Origin of the sequence: Streptomyces sp. NPDC047017, assembly GCF_040644175.1 — a bacterium.
Taxonomy (GTDB): domain Bacteria; phylum Actinomycetota; class Actinomycetes; order Streptomycetales; family Streptomycetaceae; genus Streptomyces.
In genome coordinates, this window is sequence record NZ_JBEYVW010000004.1 from 419856 (window position 1) to 435687 (window position 15832).

Sequence of the window (15832 nt, forward strand, 5' to 3'; positions counted from 1 at the left end):
GGTCGCTCCGGGGCCGGGCGGCGGGGGTGGACGACGGGAGCGGGCGGCGGGGGCGGGCGGCGCGGTCAGCCGATGCCGAACGCCCCGCCCGGCGGCACCGGGGACGGTACGGCGGCCGCGTCCCCGACCGGGCTCGCGGCCCCGGTGAACTCCCGCAGCGCGGCCCCGTGTTCCACCCGGGCGGGAAAGGCGTCGGCGGCCGTGAGCCGGGCCAGGGCCGCCGTGTCGACGGGGCGGTGCGCGGCGATCAGGACCGCGTTGCCGAAGCGGCGGCCCCGCAGCACCCCCGGCTCGGCGACGAGCGCCAGTTCCTCGAACACGGCCGCGAAGGTGGCGAGTTGGGAGCGCAGGAAGGCGAAGGGCGCGGCGTCGGCGAGGTTGGCCAGGTAGACGCCGTCCGGCCGCAGCGCGCGCTCCGCCGCACGGGCGTAGCCGAGGGTCGTCAGATGCGCCGGGATGCGGGAGCCGCCGAAGACGTCCGCGATCAGCACGTCCGCCGAACCGGCGGGGACGGTTTCCAGCCAGGCGCGGGCGTCGGCGGCGTGCAGGGCGACACCCGCGCCCGCGGGCAGCGGGAGGTGTTCGGCGACCAGGTCCAGCAGTTGCCGGTCGGCCTCGACGACGTCCTGGCGCGAGCCGGGGCGGGTCGCGACCAGGTAGCGGGGCAGCGTGAGCGCGCCGCCGCCCAGGTGCAGCACGTCCAGCGGGCGGCCCGGCGGCGCCACCGTGTCCAGGGCGTGCCCGAGCCGGCGCGCGTACTCGAACTCCAGGTGGGTGGGCGCGTCCAGGTCGACGTAGGACTGCGGCGCCCCGTCCACGGTCAGCAGCCAGGCCCGCTCCCGGTCGACGTCGGGCATCAGCTTGGCGGTCCCGTGATCGACGGCGCGGGTCACGGGTATGGGCTCGGTCACCCCTCCATTGTGCCGGTCCGACCCAGGTCACCGGTCGGGAGGGGAGGACGGGACAGGACAGGGCGGAGCGGAGCAGGACACAGGCCGGGCGGGGACAGATCAGGCGGGGACGGGCGAGGGCGGCGCACCCGCACGATCGCACGGCTGCCCCGCCCCGCCCGGCACTCACCTCACTCTCGCCTCACTCCCGTCACTCCCGTCACTCCTGCCCGCCGGTCAACCGTGCACGGTGGTCACCGTCCCCGCCGCGACCGTCCGGCCGCCCTCGCGGACGGCGAAGCCCAGTCCGGGCTCCAGCGGTACGTCCCGGCCCAGTTCCACCGTCATCGTGACCGTCTCCCCCGGCCGCGCGACACCGGCCCCACCGAGGTCGACGACGCCGACCACGTCCGCGGTGCGGAGGTAGAACTGCGGCCGGTAGCCGGTGGTAACCGGTGTCGTACGACCGCCCTCGCGCGCCGACAGGAGGTGCACCCGCGCCGTGAAGCGCCGCCGGGGCGTGACGCTGCCGGGGGCCGCGACGACATGGCCGCGGCGGACCGCGTCGCGCGGCACACCGCGCAGCAGCAGGGCCACGTTGTCCCCGGCCTGCGCCTCCCCCATGGGCTTGCCGAAGGTCTCCAGGCCGGTGACCACCGTCTCCGTCTCCGCGCCCAGCACCTCGACCCGGTCACCGACGCGGACCGTGCCGCGCTCGACCGCGCCGGTGACGACCGTGCCGCGGCCGGTGATGGTGAGCACGTTCTCCACCGGCAGCAGGAACGGCGCGTCCAGGTAGCGCTCGGGCATGGGCACATAGGTGTCCACCGCGTCGAGCAGCGCCTCGACCGACGCCGTCCACCGGGGGTCGCCCTCCAGCGCCTTCAGTCCGGAGACCCGTACGACGGGTACCGCGTCGCCGCCGTAACCGTGCTCGCTGAGCAGGTCGCGGACCTCCAGCTCGACGAGGTCGGTCAGCTCCTCGTCGCCCGCGTCGGCCTTGTTGAGGGCGACGACGATGTGATTGACGCCCACCTGCCGGGCGAGCAGCACGTGTTCGGCGGTCTGCGGCATGATCCCGTCGAGCGCGGAGACGACGAGGATCGCCCCGTCGAGCTGCGCGGCCCCGGTGACCATGTTCTTGATGTAGTCGGCGTGGCCTGGCATGTCCACGTGCGCGTAGTGGCGGGTGTCGGTCTCGTACTCGACGTGCGCGATGTTGATGGTGATGCCGCGGGCGGCCTCCTCCGGGGCGCGGTCGATGCGGTCGAACGGCACGAAGGTGGCGCTCCCGCGCTCGGCGAGGACCTTGGTGATGGCGGCGGTCAGGGTGGTCTTGCCGTGGTCGACATGGCCCATCGTGCCGATGTTCAGATGCGGTTTGGTGCGGACGTACGCCGTCTTGGGCATGGCTGTACCTCGAAGCCTGGTGAAGGTGGTGACGGGACCCCGGGAGAGTGCCGACCCTCCCCCTGCGGGGTCCGCCGGACGATCCGGGGAGGGTCAGCTTCGGGCGCCGTCGACCGCGGCCGCGAGGATCCGGACGGCAGCCTTCGGAGCATCCGCGGTGGCGGATGCTGCGAGGAGGAAGGCGTGCCGGAACATGGGCCGATCATCGCGGACGGACCGGCCGCACGTCGAATGGTTTTAGCGGCGGCCGCGACAGCCGGCGGACGACGGACGGCAGTCAGCGGTGTTCGGGGTGTCTGGGGTATCCGGGGTATCCGGGGTGTCCGGGGTATCCGGGGTGTCCGGGGTATCCGGGCGGCGGCGCCGAACCGGCCGGAACATTTCCGCAGTTGTGACACCGATGAGACGAACCCTACGGCGATCACACATATCCGTCGGTTAGGGTCACCAGATGCTCGATGCCACCACCCGCTCTGGCGGCACCGCCACGGTCTCTTCCCGGACCGGCGCCACGGACCCGGCCGGTGCCGTCCTCCCGGTCGCGCCCGTCCCGCTCACCTTCCCCGCCCGGTGCGGCAGAGCACTGCTGTCGCCCTGGTCACGGCTGTCCCTGCTGCTCGTGCTGCTCGCCGCGGCCGGTGCGGGCGTGCTGCTGTTCCGGCCGCAGCGACTGCTGGCCGATGGCTGGCCACCGCAACTCGGGGGCGTCGCGGCGGCGTTCGCGTTCGCGGCGGCGTACGGCGTGTGCACGGTGGCGTTCGTGCCGCGGCCGCTGCTGAACCTCGCCGCGGGCGCGCTGTTCGGCTCGCAGCTGGGCCTCGCGGCGGCGCTGGGCGGTACGGTCCTGGGCGCCGGGATCGCCTTCGGCCTGGGCCGGGTGCTGGGCCAGGACGCGCTGCGGCCGCTGCTGCGAGGCCGGTTGCTGCGGGCGGCGGACGGGCAGCTCAGCCGGCACGGCTTCCGGTCGATGCTGGCCGCCCGGCTGTTCCCCGGAGTGCCGTTCTGGGCCGCGAACTACTGCGCCGCGGTCTCCCGCATGGGCTGGCCGGCGTTCCTGCTCGCGACGGCGCTGGGCTCGGTGCCGAACACCGCCGCGTACGCCGTCGCCGGTGCCCGCGCCGCCACGCCGACCTCGCCGGTCTTTCTTCTCGCGATGGCCTGCATCGCCGTACCGGCCCTCGCGGGGGCGGCGGTCGCCTGGCGCAAGCGCCATCAGCTGCGCGTGCGTTGAGGGCGGCGGGCGGGCGTATCGGCGGGGCGGTCCAGGGAGCCGGAGGCGGTCCGGACCCGGTCCGGGTGACCGACTCCATACGGTCCGGGTAGCCGTCCAGTAGCGCAGAGTCAGCGCTTGCCCCTAGGCTTGGGGCATGTCCCCCGATTCCATGGCCCTTGGTTCCGTGCGGTCCGCTGCCGAGCTGAACGAGCGGATCCGTGCGCTCTGGCTGCGCGCGGGCGGCTCCCTGTCGGCCCAGGAGCGCGCGGAGTACGAACTGCTGGTGGTCGCCTGGGCCGCCGCCATCCGCAGCCGGGTCGCCGAGGCGGCCTGAGACCCGCGCCCCGGCGCCCCCCGATCCGAGCGACCAGCGATCCGAGCGACCGGCGGCTTGAGCGACCGACGGCTTGAGCGACCGACGGCTTGAGCGACGAGCGGGCTCAGCGCCCGCCCGACACCCGCAGCACCGCCCCCGACGCGTAGGAGGCGTCCGGTGACATCAGCCAGGCGACGGCGGCGGCGATCTCCTCGGCGTGGCCGGGGCGGCGCAGCGGAATGGTCGCGGCGGCCCGCCGGGCCCGGTCCGGATCGCCCATGGCCGCGTGCATCTCGGTGTCGATCATGCCGGGCGCGACCGCGTTGACGCGGATGCCGTCCGGGCCGAGTTCCTTGGCGAGCCCCAGCGTCAGGGCGTCCACGGCGGCCTTGGTCGCCGCGTAGTGGACGTAGTCGCCGGGGCTGCCCAGCGTGGCCGCGGCGGACGAGACGTTCACGATCACGCCGTTGCCGCGCGGGACCATCAGCTGGGCCGCGCGGCGCGAACACAGCAGGGTGCCCAGGAGGTTGACGTCCACGACGCGGCGCAGATCGGCGGTGTCCGTGTCGGTGAGGCGGCCCAGCGGCCCGGTGACACCGGCGTTGTTCACCAGTCCCGTCACCGGTCCGAGGCGTTCCTCCGCGGCGGCGAAGAGCCGCTCGACGTCCGCCTCCACGGAGGTGTCCATCCGCACGGCGACGCCGCGCGCCCCGGCCTCCAGCACCTCGTCCGCGACCGCTTCGGCGGCCTGGGTGTCATGGACGTAGCCGACCACCACGTCATGGCCGTCGGCGGCGAGCCGCCGGCAGATCGCGGCACCGATGCCCCGGCCGCCACCGGTGACGACCGTCACGAGACGTTTCATGCGGACCTCCGCCGTTCCTCCGCCGTTCCGCCACCACGGTCCCCGAGCACCGGGCGGCTACCTCGTCCGCGATCATCCTAGGCCCGCGCACCCGCGAGCACCTCGCCGGACAGGGAGCAGGACAGAGGGCCGGTCAGGGAGCCGGTCAGGGAGCCGGTCAGTGACGGGACCGCTCGTGAGCCGCCGCCGCGGCGCCCCGTCCCCGTTCCACCCGAACAGCCCAAGGAGCCGGCCGGAGCGCACCCCAAGCGCCGGGGCGCGCGTGGCGTGGCGGCGTCGGCGGGCAGGGGGCGCGGAGGGGCCCCGCGCTCGCCCGGCGGCAGCCGTCCGGCCTGGGCGGGAGCCGTCGCGGCGCGCACACTGGAGCCGTCGCGGGGTGGCCGGGTAGGCGGGGTCATCCGCGGGTAGGAGGGCGCCCTATGAAGACGACGTTCGGCCGCTGGCTCGCCTCCCCCTGGCGGCGCTCGCTGCTCGCCGCCCTCGCGGGCGCCCTGCCCATGTTCGCGTTCCCCGCGCCCGCGCTGTGGTGGTTCGCCTACGCCGCCCTGGTGCCGTGGATCCTGCTCGCCCGGTCCGCCCCGACCGGACGGCGGGCCGCCTGCGACGGCTGGTGCGGCGGGCTGGGGTTCATGCTGGCCGTGCACCACTGGCTGCTGCCCAGCCTGCATGTGTTCACGGTGGTGCTCGCGGCGCTCCTGGGTGTCCTGTGGGCGCCCTGGGGGTGGCTGGTGCGGCGGTTCCTGGCCGGGCGGCCCTCTGCGCGGCGGGGCGCGGCGGCCCTCCTGGTGCTGCCCGCGGGCTGGCTGGCCGTCGAACTGGTCCGCTCCTGGCAGGGACTGGGCGGCCCGTGGGGCATGCTCGGGTCCAGCCAGTGGCAGGTGGCGCCGGCGCTGCGGCTGGCCTCGGTCGGCGGGGTGTGGCTGCTGAGTTTCCTGGTGGTCGCCGTCAACGTCGCCCTCGCGCTGCTCGTGGCCGTCCGCGCGGCCCGTGTCCCCGCCCTCGCCGGACTTCTCGCCACGGCCGCGGTGGGCTCCGCGGCCTGGATATGGGCGCCGCGGCCCGCTCTCGACGGCCGGGTCCGTATCGCCGTGGTCCAGCCGGGCCCGGTGGCCGGCGCCGAGAGCGGTCAGCGGCGTTTCGACCGTGAGGAACAGCTGACCCGCACCCTGGCGGGCCGCCATGTCGATCTGGTCGTCTGGGGCGAGAGCAGCGTCGGCTTCGACCTGACGGACCGGCCGGACCTGGCCCGGCGGATCGCCGCCCTGTCCCGGGACGTCGGCGCCGACATCCTGGTCAACGTGGACGCCCGGCGCTCCGACCGGCCCGGCATCTACAAGAGTTCCGTGCTGGTCGGCCCCGGCGGCCCGACCGGCGACCGCTACGACAAGATGCGGCTGGTCCCCTTCGGCGAGTACATCCCGGCGCGCTCGCTGCTCGGCTGGGCGACCTCCGTCGGCAAGGCCGCGGGCGAGAACCGCAGGCGCGGCACCGAGCAGGTCGTGATGAACGCCGGGCACGGGCTGCGCGTCGGCCCGCTGATCTGCTTCGAGACCGCGTTCCCCGACATGAGCCGGCACCTCGCGCGCGACGGCGCCGACGTGCTCCTCGCCCAGTCGTCGACGGCGACGTTCCAGCACAGCTGGGCCCCCGAGCAGCACGCCTCGCTCGCCGCGCTGCGCGCCGCCGAGACCGGACGGCCGATGGTGCACGCCACCCTGACCGGCGTGTCCGCCGTCTACGGCCCGAGCGGGCAGCGCATCGGCCCCTGGCTCGGCACGGACGCCGGCGCGGCGCGGGTGTACGACCTGCCGACCGCGCACGGGATCACGCCGTACGTCCGCTACGGCGACTGGACGGTGTACGCGGCGCTGCTCGTGCTGGCCGCGTGGGGCACGGGCGAGGGCGTGCGGGAGGTGCTCAGGCGGCGGCGCCGGAGCGCTCCAGAACCGTCCGCACCACCCGCTCGCACAGTTCGTGAGTCTCCAGCGCGTCCCGGGCGCTGAGCGTCCTTCCCTCGCGCACGGCGTCGAGGAAGGCCAGCACGGCCTGCTCGATGCCGCGCTGCCGGGCGACCGGCACCCAGTCGCCGCGCCGCCGCACGGTGGGCTGCCCCTTGTGGTCGATCGTCTCGCTGAGGTTGATCACCTGGCGCTTGGTGTCCTGCCCGGACACCTCCAGGATCTCCTCGGCGGAGCCGCTGAGCCGGTTCATCACGCCGATCGCGGTGAACCCGTCCCCGGCGAGCTGCAGCACGACATGGTGCAGCAGGCCGTCGCGCATCCGGCCGCGCACGGTGATGTCGTCGACCGGGCCCGGCACCAGGAACCGCAGGGTGTCCACGACGTGGATGAAGTCGTCGAGAACGAGGGTGCGGGGATCCTCGGGCAGCCCGACGCGGTTCTTCTGCATGATGATCAGCTCGCGCGGGTGCTCGGCGCACTGCGCGACCCCGGGGGCGTACCGGCGGTTGAACCCGACCGCGAGCGGGACACCGCGCTCCTCGGCGAGCGCCACCAGCCGCTCGGAGTCCGCGAGTTCGTAGGCGAGCGGCTTGTCGACGTACGTGGGCACGCCGGCCTGGAGCAGCCGGGTGACGATCTCGGGATGGACGTCGGTGGGGGCGTGCACGAAGGCGGCGTCGAGGCCCTGGGCGAGCAGGGCGTCCAGGTCCGTGTGGCGCCGCTCGGCGGGCAGGTGCAGGCCGTCGGCGACCCGGTGCAGCGTCGTGGGCGTCCGGGTCTGCAGATGCAGTTCGACGCCGGGCTGCGTGCCGAGGACCGGCAGGTAGGCCTTCTGCGCGATGTCGCCCAGTCCGATGCAGCCGACCTTCACATGCGCTCCTTCGTCGTTCTCGTCATTCATCGTTCGTCGTCGTTCATCGCTCGTCGTCGTTCATCGCTCGTCGTCGTTCATCGTCATCGCTCGCCAGTTCGACGTCCGGTGTGGTCACCGCCGCCCGCACGGCAGCATACGGCGGCTGCGGGGGCCGCCGGTCGGCGATGCCGTCGAAGCCGCGCAGCGGCGCTTGTGGCCGGGTCCTGGAGACGAGGCCGATCAGGGCGTCCCGTACGGCGGTCCCGGCGCGGTTGCCCGCCATGTCGACGCGGGCGACCCGGACGGCCCGGCGGGCGACCGCGGTCGTCCGGGGCAGCCGGGCGGCGGTGCAGGCCGGGAGGTCCTCGCAGTGGACGGGACGGCCGGGCTGCCGCAGGGCTCGACGTCGAACGTCGCCCGCACCCGCCAGGTCCTGCTGGAGCTGGCGGTACGGCGGCCGGCCGACCGGGAGGCACGGGTCCTCGCGCTGCACGAGATGCCCGATCCGCGCACCGGCGGCCTCGACACGCTGATGGACGGGCTGGCCCTCGCCACCCACCGCGCGCTGACCGGCAACCGCGAACTGACCCTCGCCCGCTAGGAACTGGCCCTGGAGGCGACCCGCCGGCCGGAGCTGCGGGCCCCCTTCGACGCGGCCGGCGCGCGTTTCCGCGAGCAGTTCGGCGCGCTGGTCACGGCCCTGGGCTCGACCGCCCCGGAGCGGCACGCACTGTCCCTGGTCGCCTGGGCGGACGGGCTGATGTTCTCGTGTGTGGCCGGCACCTTCCACGCGCGGGTCCCGGAACTCACCGAGGTGCGGGACGGGCTGCGCGAGCTGCTGGCGGGCATGTTCCCCGCCGGAAAACACGTGGTGTGAGCGGCCCGACCGGGCGAGGATCGGACCATGACGACGACGGAGCGCAGCGAGCGCCGCGAGCCCGCCCAGAACGCCGATGAACGCGCCATGCTGGAGGGCTGGTTGGACTACCACCGCCAGACCCTGGCCTGGAAGTGCGAGGGCCTGACCGACGCGCAGCTGCGGACCGCCTCCGTGCAGCCGTCCGAGCTGACCCTGATGGGACTCGTGCGGCACATGGCGGAGGTCGAGCGCATCTGGTTCCGCCAGGTGCTGGCGGGAGAGGACGCGGGCCCCCTCTACTTCAGCGACGAGGACCCCGACGGCGAGTTCCACCTCACCGAGGCCGACACCTGGGCCGAGGCGTACGCCACCTGGCGGGCCGAGATCGAGACCGGGCGCCGCAACACCGCCGGCCTCGGCCTGGACGACCTGTCGAAGGGCCTGGACAAGTCCGGCGAGGAGCCGTTCAGCCTGCGCTGGATCTACACCCACATGATCGAGGAGTACGCCCGCCACAACGGCCACGCCGACCTCGTGCGCGAGCGCGTCGACGGGGCGACCGGGGACTGACCGCCGGGAACCGGGGCCGGCGTCAGCCGCCCGCGTCGCGCCGGAGCCCGGGACGTCACCCGTGCGGGGCATCCTGCGCCCGTCCGCCCCGCACCGGTGCCCCGGACCCAGCAGAGTGACGCGGGTGCATCGAACGACGACCACCGCGACCCTCCTGATCACCGTGGCCGTCGCGGCCCTCACCGGCTGTGTCACCGTCCAGCGGCCACCGGCCGCCGTGCCGCCCACGGCCCCCTCCGGTGGCTCCCTCCCGCGCCCGGACGGCAGCGCCGGGCCGCAGGCCGTCCAGGCCCCGGCCCGGGAGGCCCTGGACCGCGTCGGTACGCCCCCCGCCCAGGCCCCCGCCCCGTCTCCGGCCACGCGCCCGCGCGTCCCGGCGGCGCCGGAGCAGCAGGCGGCACCGCGCTCCCCCGACCGCTCACTCCCCCACCGGGCGCCCGCGCCACCGCACCGGCTCGCGCCACCGCCTCGCCGGGCCCCCGTCCCGCATCCCGTACCGGGCCATGCGGGCGTCTGCGGTCTCGGCGAGCAGTACGGCCGCTGGCACCCGGACAGTCCCGCCGCGAAGATCTGCGGGCAGACGTACGGCCGCTGAGACGGTCCCCGCCCTCTACTTCCCCCGCCGGGGCGGCCCTCCCGTCTCCCCTCCCGGGCCTCCCGGGCCGAGCCCACCGGACCCCGACCCCTCACAGCCCGCCCCACCCCCACCCTCACCCAGCCGCAACTCCAGCCGATGGATCGCCGCCCGGACCCCGTCGCCGTAACGGTCCTCGATCAGGGCGTCGGCCGCGCCCCGGGCGCGGCGGAGGTGGCTGCGGGCGGCCTCGGCGCGGCCCAGCCTGGCGTAGTCGGCGGCGAGGTTGAGATGGAGGGAGGGGTACAGGGCGCGAGCCGCCGGGGCGTCCTGGTGCCGGGCGGGCCCGGCGTCCGTGAGTTCCTCGGCGGCGGACAGCGCCCGCAGATCCCAGACGAGTTCGTCCGTGGGGTCGTCCTGGGTGTCGGCCATGTAGTGGGCCAGGGTGCAGCGGTGCAGGGGGTCGCCGTCCGCGCCGATCTCCTGCCACAGGGCGAGGAACCGGGTGCGGGCCTCCTCGCGGTCACCGGCGTGATGCAGCATGGCGCTCTGGCCGATGCGCGTCATCACGGCGTCCGGCACCGTCTGCTCCTGCCGTTCCGTCACGGCGCCTCCTGCCCTGTCGCCGACCCGACCCCCCGACGCTAGTCGCCGTCACCGGCGATCGGCGTCAGGCGGCCCGGGACACGACACGGCGACCGGGCGACCCGGTGGCCGACCGGACGCGAGGACGGGACACCCCTCCCGGCACACCCTGCCCGGTACGCCCCCGCCCCACCTGCCGCCCGCCCGAGATGGCCGCCCGGCCAGGACCCCCGCTCACCGGCCAGGGCCCCGCTCAGCCCAGGTCCGGAATGCGCCAGTCGATCGGCTCGTGTCCCTGCCGGGCCACGGCCTCGTTGATCTGGGTGAACGGCTGGGAGCCGAAGAACTTCTTGGCCGACAGCGGCGAGGGGTGTGCGCCCTTGACCACGATGTGCCGGGACTCGTCGATCAGCGGGAGCTTCTTCTGCGCGTAGTTGCCCCACAGCACGAAGACCGCCGGGTCGGGCCGGCCGGCCACCGCGCGGATCACCGCGTCGGTGAACTTCTCCCAGCCGCGCCCCTTGTGCGAGTTGGCCTCGCCGGCCCGGACGGTGAGCACCGCGTTCAGCAGGAGGACGCCCTGCCGGGCCCACGGCATCAGATAGCCGTTGTCGGGGACGGGCGTGCCCAGCTCCTGGTGCATCTCCTTGTAGATGTTCCGCAGCGACGGCGGGACCTTCACCCCGGGGCGCACCGAGAAGCACAGGCCGTGGCCCTGGCCCTCGCCGTGGTAGGGGTCCTGCCCGAGGACGAGCACCTTCACCCGGTCGTACGGCGTGGCGTCCAGCGCGGCGAAGACCTCCTCGCGCGGCGGGTACACGGGACCGTTCGCCCGCTCTTCCTCGACGAACTCGGTCAGCTCCTTGAAGTAGGGCTGCTGCAGCTCGTCGCCCAGAACCCCGCGCCAGGACTCGGGCAGCATGGCGATGTCGGTCACGTCAACGTCCTCACGATGTGCGGTCACTTCCAGACCACCGAACCTACAGGCGACCACTGACAACGGCCGCCCGCCCCCGTGGAACTGCCCCGCTACCAGCTCGTCTTGCGGTACAGCTCCCACATCGTCATGATCGTCGACGGGTCGAGCGCCCGCTCGCCGCCCGAGATGTCGTCGCTGGCGGCCACGTACTGCCGGCCCTGCCACAGCGGCAGCAGCCGGGCGTCGTCGGCCAGCACCCGCTGGGCCTGTTCGAACTGCTGCACCACGGCCGCGCGGTCGCTCACCCCGCGCGACTCGGGCAGCAGCACCTTGGTGATCCCGGGCGCCGGGTAGGGCGTGCCCAGCGCGTTGCGCTCTCCGACGAAGGGCGCGATGAAGTTGTCGGGGTCGGGGAAGTCCGGGGACCAGCCGCGGCCGAACACCGGGTACTCGCCCTTCTGGTAGCCCTCGACGTACGTCTTCCAGGGCCGGCTCTTCAAGGTGATCGTGAACAGGCCGGAGCTATCCAGCTGGCGCTTGAGTTCCTGGAACTCCAGGGCGGTCTCGGAGCCGTAGCGGTCGCCGGTGTACCAGAGGGTGAGCGGCACCTTGCGGGTGATGCCCGCGGCGGTGAGGATCGTGCGGGCCTTGCTCGCGCTCGGGTCGCCGAAGTGGTCGAAGTAGGCGGTGGTGTGGCCGGTGAGGCCCTTGGGGACCATGGAGTACAGCGGGTCGACGGTGTCCTTGTAGACGTCGTGCGCGATGGCCGGCCGGTCCACGACCTGGGCGACGGCCCGGCGGACGGCGGCCCGTGCCGCCCACGGGTCCTTGGGGTTGAAGACCAGATAGCTGATGTCGGCGCCCGCCCCCTCGACGAGTTGGAGGTCCTTGGCGCCGCTGCCTTGCAGGTCGATGACGTCACCGGCGGCCAGGCCCCGGTAGGTGACGTCGATCCGGCCGCCGCGCAGCGCCTCGACCATGGTGGCGGAGTCCTGGAAGTAGCGGATGGTCACCGCGTCGTTCCGGCGGTCGGCGTACCCGTGGTAGCGGCCGTTCCCGGTCAGTTCCGCCTGCCTGCCCTCGTCGTAGGACTTCAGGACGTACGGTCCGGAGCCGGTCACCTTGCCGTCCCGGCGCAGCGCGTGGGCGGGGTAGTCGTCCGGGTCGACGATCGACATGGCCGGGGTGGCGAGCACGAACGGGAAGGTCGCGTCGGGCTTGTTGAGCCGGAAGACGATCTCGCGGTCGCCCGTGGTCTGGATCCGGTCCAGGCTGCCGAGCAGGCCGGCCGGGCCCGAGGGGGCGTTGATGTTCCTGATGCGGTCGATGGAGTACTGGACGGCGCGGGCGTCCAGCGGGTGCCCGTCGGAGAAGGTCAGGCCGGCGCGCAGTTCGCAGCGGTAGACGCGGTTGCCGGAGTCGGTGAAGGCGCAGTGGCGCGCCGCGTCGGGCTGGGGCGTGGTCGCGCCGTTCGGGTAGGCCAGCAGGGTCTGGTAGACGTTGCGGAACAGTTCCCAGGAGCCGTCCCAGGACGCGGCCGGGTCCAGGGTGCTGGGCGCGCTGGTGGTCCCGACGACGATGGGCGCCTTGGTGTCCTGGCCGTCGCCGGAGAACAGGCCGCACCCGGTCACCAGGGACAGGGACGCGATCGCCGCCGCCGGCCGCAGGCATCTGTTCCGGTTGAACACGCGCACGCTCCTCGATCCGCCATCCAAGGTCGGCAGACCATACCGCAGCGTCACACGGCGTGAGCCCGCTCGGAAAAGGGCCCTTGATCAGCATCTTTGTGACTACGTTGTCACCCGGCTGGGCGTGTCGCGCGGGGCGCGCGGGCGCCGATTCCGTCCAGAAAACGCCGGTGAACGAAGACATCGGCGTACGGCGGGCACGGCGCCCGGGACGGTCAGCCGACCCCGGCGTTGAGGAACAGGCCGCCGTCGACGACGAGCGTCTGCCCGGTGATCCAGTCGGACTGCCCGGAGGTGAGGAACGCGGTGGCACCGCCGATGTCGGAGGGCACGCCGAGCCGGCCGAGCGGGTAGGCCGCGGCGGCCTCGTCCTCGCGGCCCTCGTACAGGGCCTTCGCGAACTTCGTCTTCACCACGGCCGGGGCGATGGCGTTGACCCGCACCTTCGGCGCGTACTCGTGCGCGAGTTGCTGGGTCAGGTTGATCAGCGCGGCCTTGCTGACACCGTAGGCACCGATGAAGGGCGAGGGCGCGAGCCCGGCGATGGAGGCGATGTTGACGATCGCGCCGCCGTTGTCCTTCTGCCAGGCGTGCCAGGTGCGCTGGGCGAAGCCGAGCGCGGAGAGCACGTTCGTCTCGAAGACCTTGCGCGCCACGTTCAGGTCGAGGTCGGCGATGGGGCCGAAGACCGGGTTGGTACCGGCGTTGTTGACCAGGTAGTCGACCCGGCCGAAGGCCGCCATGACCCGGTCGACGGCCTCGGCCTGGTGGGCCTCGTCGTGGGCCCTGCCCGCGATGCCGATGACCCGGTCGGCGCCGAGCCTGTCGACGGCCTCCTTGAGGGTGTCCTCGTTGCGGCCGGTGATGCACACCCGGTCGCCCCGGGCCACCAGGGCCTCGGCGACGCCGTAGCCGATGCCGCGGCTGGCGCCGGTGACGAGGGCGACCTTGCCGGTCGGTTCCACGGAAGTCATGTTCGTGATCCCTTAGTTGAGCGGTCCGCCGGCGACGTAGAGCACCTGGCCGGAGACGAAGCCGGCCGCGTCGCCCGTGAAGAAGGCGACCGCGTTGGCGATGTCCTCCGGCTCGCCGACGCGCTGCACCGGGATCTGGGTGGCGGCGGCGGCCTTGAAGTCCTCGAAGCCCATGCCGACGCGGTCGGCGGTGGCCTTGGTCATCTCGGTGGCGATGAAGCCGGGGGCGACCGAGTTGGCGGTGATGCCGAACTTGCCCAGTTCCTTGGCGAGGGTCTTGGTGAAGCCCTGCAGGCCCGCCTTGGCGGCCGAGTAGTTGGCCTGGCCGCGGTTGCCCAGCGCCGAGGACGAGGAGAGGTTGACGACCCGGCCGAAGCCCGCGTCCACCATGTGCTTCTGGACCGCGCGGGTCATCAGGAAGGAACCGCGCAGGTGCACGTTCATGACGGTGTCCCAGTCGGAGACGCTCATCTTGAACAGCAGGTTGTCGCGGAGCACGCCCGCGTTGTTGACGAGGATCGTCGGCGCGCCGAGTTCCTCGGCGATGCGCGCGACCGCCGCCTCGACCTGTGCCTCGTCGGAGACGTCGGCGCCGACCGCGACGGCCCTGCCGCCGGCCGCGGTGATCTTCTCGACGGTGTCCTTGCACGCGGACTCGTCGAGGTCGATCACGGCGACCGCGCGTCCCTCGGCGGCCAGGCGTACGGCGGTGGCGGCGCCGATGCCGCGCGCGGCTCCGGTGACGATGGCGACCCGCTGGTCAGTGGTGGACATTGCTGCTTCTCCTCGGCCTTGAGAGAACCTGTTCCGGAGGGTTCCGGAGGTGTTCCGGACCTCCGGCCGCGGTGCGCGACACGGCGGTGAGCGACCGCTTAGTACCTCGGGTGGATGTGACGCTAGAAGCCCTGGCACGCGGTGTCAACGGCACACCGGGTGTATGTGATCCATTACCTCACCAGGAGGTCCAGCAACCGTTCCGTCTCCGCGGCCGGGTCGGCGGTGAGCCCGGTGTGCACCGGACCGGGCTGGACGATGGTCGACCGGGGCGCGACCAGCCAGCGGAACCGCCGCCCGGCGTCGTCGCCCGCGGCCTGCCCGGCGGCGCCGCCGCCCGCGCACACGCCCTCCACGGCGGCGAGCGCGGCCCGCACGCCCGCCACGTCGGCGCGCGGGTCCAGGGCCAGCAGCCGGGCCTGGTCGAGGTCGGTGCGGGCGCCGACGTAGTTCTTGGCCCGGCAGTAGACGAGCACTCCGGCGTTGACGCACTCGCCGCGCTCGATGCGCGGGACGACGCGCAGCACGGCGTACTCGAAGACGTCCCGATCGCTGGTGCGGCTGCCGATCATGTGGCGCTCGCCCGCCTGCCGGCCGCCGATGATGTGGTGGTCGCTCACTTGGTCCCCTCGATGCCCTGGATGCGCTCATGGATGACGGCGGCCCGCGCGAGCAGCGGCCGTGCGTAGGCCCGGCGCAGGTCGTCCGGCGTGTCGAAGCCCGGCTCGCCGGTCAGCCAGGTGTCCGGGATCTCGGCGGTCACCTCGGCGAGCAGGTCCTCGGTGACCAGCGGGGCGAGCTGTGCGGCGGCGGCCGTGACATCGGGGCCGAAGCGGGCGAGGGCGTGGTCGCGGGCGTCGTACGGGCGGGCGGCGGAGGTCTCGGCCGCGGGCCAGTTGTGGTGCCAGATCATGGTGGCGCCGTGGTCGATGAGCCACAGCTCCTCGCGCCGGCGCAGGAGGTTGGGGTTGCGCCAGGACCGGTCGACGTTGTTCACCAGGGCGTCGAACCAGAGGATCCGCCCGGCCTCATCGGCGTCCACCGGGAAGGCCAGCGGGTCGAAGCCGAGCGCGCCGGAGAGGAAGTCCATGCCGAGGTTGGTGCCGCCGCTGGATCTCAGCAGTGCCTGGACCTGCTCCTCGGGCTCGCCGAGGCCGAGCACCGGGTCGAGCCCGATCGCCACCAGGCGCGGCACGCGCAGTCCCAGCCGGCGGGCGAGTTCCCCGCACACCACCTCGGCGACGAGCGTCTTGCGGCCCTGGCCGGCGCCGGTGAACTTCAGGACGTACGTCCGGAAGTCGTCGGCCTCGACGAGTCCCGGCAGCGAACCGCCCTCACGCAGCGGTGTGATGAAGCGGGTGGCGTTGACTTCCTTGAGCAT

16 protein-coding genes and 2 pseudogenes are annotated in these 15832 nt (G+C 73.7%); 6 read left to right on the top strand and 12 right to left on the bottom strand.

Features of this window, described 5'->3' with window-relative positions:
* Positions 1–65 precede the first annotated feature (65 nt).
* Entirely contained in the window at positions 66–911 is an 846-nt protein-coding gene (locus tag ABZ858_RS09545) for a fused MFS/spermidine synthase (RefSeq protein WP_361374397.1), read from the bottom strand.
* Between the two features lie 216 nt (positions 912–1127).
* On the bottom strand, positions 1128–2300 hold the full coding sequence (gene tuf / locus ABZ858_RS09550) for an elongation factor Tu (RefSeq protein ID WP_361374399.1): 1173 nt from the start codon (positions 2298–2300) through the stop codon (positions 1128–1130).
* A gap of 451 nt (positions 2301–2751) precedes the next feature.
* Here tuf and ABZ858_RS09555 point away from each other — a divergent pair, with 451 nt between their 5' ends.
* Positions 2752–3531 carry a VTT domain-containing protein gene (locus ABZ858_RS09555; RefSeq protein WP_361374401.1) on the top strand — a complete coding sequence of 260 codons (780 nt, stop codon included), beginning with the start codon at positions 2752–2754 and terminating at the stop codon, positions 3529–3531.
* A 136-nt stretch (positions 3532–3667) separates the two neighbouring features.
* Entirely contained in the window at positions 3668–3847 is a 180-nt protein-coding gene (locus ABZ858_RS09560) for a hypothetical protein (RefSeq protein ID WP_361374403.1), read from the top strand.
* A 106-nt stretch (positions 3848–3953) separates the two neighbouring features.
* On the opposite strand, the gene ABZ858_RS09565 is transcribed toward ABZ858_RS09560, so the two are convergent.
* Positions 3954–4694, bottom strand: coding sequence for a glucose 1-dehydrogenase (locus tag ABZ858_RS09565; protein ID WP_361374405.1), 741 nt, complete (start codon positions 4692–4694; stop codon positions 3954–3956).
* A 419-nt stretch (positions 4695–5113) separates the two neighbouring features.
* Here ABZ858_RS09565 and lnt point away from each other — a divergent pair, with 419 nt between their 5' ends.
* Positions 5114–6697 carry an apolipoprotein N-acyltransferase gene (gene lnt / locus ABZ858_RS09570; protein ID WP_361374407.1) on the top strand — a complete coding sequence of 528 codons (1584 nt, stop codon included), beginning with the start codon at positions 5114–5116 and terminating at the stop codon, positions 6695–6697.
* Here lnt and ABZ858_RS09575 read toward each other — a convergent pair.
* Complete coding sequence (locus tag ABZ858_RS09575; protein WP_361374541.1) at positions 6612–7526, bottom strand: Gfo/Idh/MocA family oxidoreductase; 915 nt, start codon at positions 7524–7526, stop codon at positions 6612–6614. The two genes, lnt and ABZ858_RS09575, sit on opposite strands and share 86 nt — an antisense overlap.
* Positions 7527–7569: 43 nt before the next feature.
* Positions 7570–7881: pseudogene (locus ABZ858_RS09580) on the bottom strand (hypothetical protein); the annotation flags it as partial.
* On the opposite strand from ABZ858_RS09580, the pseudogene ABZ858_RS09585 reads away from it, so the two are divergent.
* From ABZ858_RS09585 to ABZ858_RS09595, 3 genes and pseudogenes are all read left to right on the top strand, one after another.
* Positions 7876–8385 (top strand): annotated as a pseudogene (locus ABZ858_RS09585) (TetR/AcrR family transcriptional regulator); the annotation flags it as partial. The pseudogenes ABZ858_RS09580 and ABZ858_RS09585 overlap by 6 nt on opposite strands.
* Before the next feature lie 27 nt (positions 8386–8412).
* Entirely contained in the window at positions 8413–8937 is a 525-nt protein-coding gene (locus ABZ858_RS09590; protein WP_361374409.1) for a DinB family protein, read from the top strand.
* Positions 8938–9061: 124 nt separating this feature from the next.
* Positions 9062–9532, top strand: coding sequence for a hypothetical protein (locus ABZ858_RS09595; RefSeq protein ID WP_361374411.1), 471 nt, complete (start codon positions 9062–9064; stop codon positions 9530–9532).
* A 15-nt stretch (positions 9533–9547) separates the two neighbouring features.
* Here the strand turns inward: ABZ858_RS09595 and ABZ858_RS09600 are convergent, their stop codons facing one another.
* The 7 genes from ABZ858_RS09600 to ABZ858_RS09630 all read right to left on the bottom strand — a co-directional run bounded on the left by ABZ858_RS09600 (position 9548) and on the right by ABZ858_RS09630 (position 15832).
* A complete protein-coding gene (locus ABZ858_RS09600; RefSeq protein ID WP_361374413.1) occupies positions 9548–10117 on the bottom strand; it encodes a hypothetical protein in 570 nt (189 codons plus the stop codon).
* Between the two features lie 232 nt (positions 10118–10349).
* Entirely contained in the window at positions 10350–11033 is a 684-nt protein-coding gene (ung, locus tag ABZ858_RS09605; RefSeq protein ID WP_361374415.1) for a uracil-DNA glycosylase, read from the bottom strand.
* A gap of 92 nt (positions 11034–11125) precedes the next feature.
* On the bottom strand, positions 11126–12703 hold the full coding sequence (locus tag ABZ858_RS09610) for an ABC transporter substrate-binding protein (protein WP_361374417.1): 1578 nt from the start codon (positions 12701–12703) through the stop codon (positions 11126–11128).
* 215 nt (positions 12704–12918) lie between these two features.
* Positions 12919–13677: an SDR family oxidoreductase gene (locus ABZ858_RS09615; protein WP_361374419.1), complete on the bottom strand. Its 759-nt coding sequence runs from the start codon at positions 13675–13677 to the stop codon at positions 12919–12921.
* Positions 13678–13689: 12 nt separating this feature from the next.
* A complete protein-coding gene (gene fabG / locus ABZ858_RS09620) occupies positions 13690–14451 on the bottom strand; it encodes a 3-oxoacyl-ACP reductase FabG (RefSeq protein ID WP_361374421.1) in 762 nt (253 codons plus the stop codon).
* Positions 14452–14624: 173 nt separating this feature from the next.
* Positions 14625–15023: a DUF3037 domain-containing protein gene (locus tag ABZ858_RS09625; RefSeq protein ID WP_361374543.1), complete on the bottom strand. Its 399-nt coding sequence runs from the start codon at positions 15021–15023 to the stop codon at positions 14625–14627.
* Between the two features lie 44 nt (positions 15024–15067).
* Positions 15068–15832, bottom strand: coding sequence for a HipA family kinase (locus tag ABZ858_RS09630; RefSeq protein WP_361374423.1), 765 nt, complete (start codon positions 15830–15832; stop codon positions 15068–15070).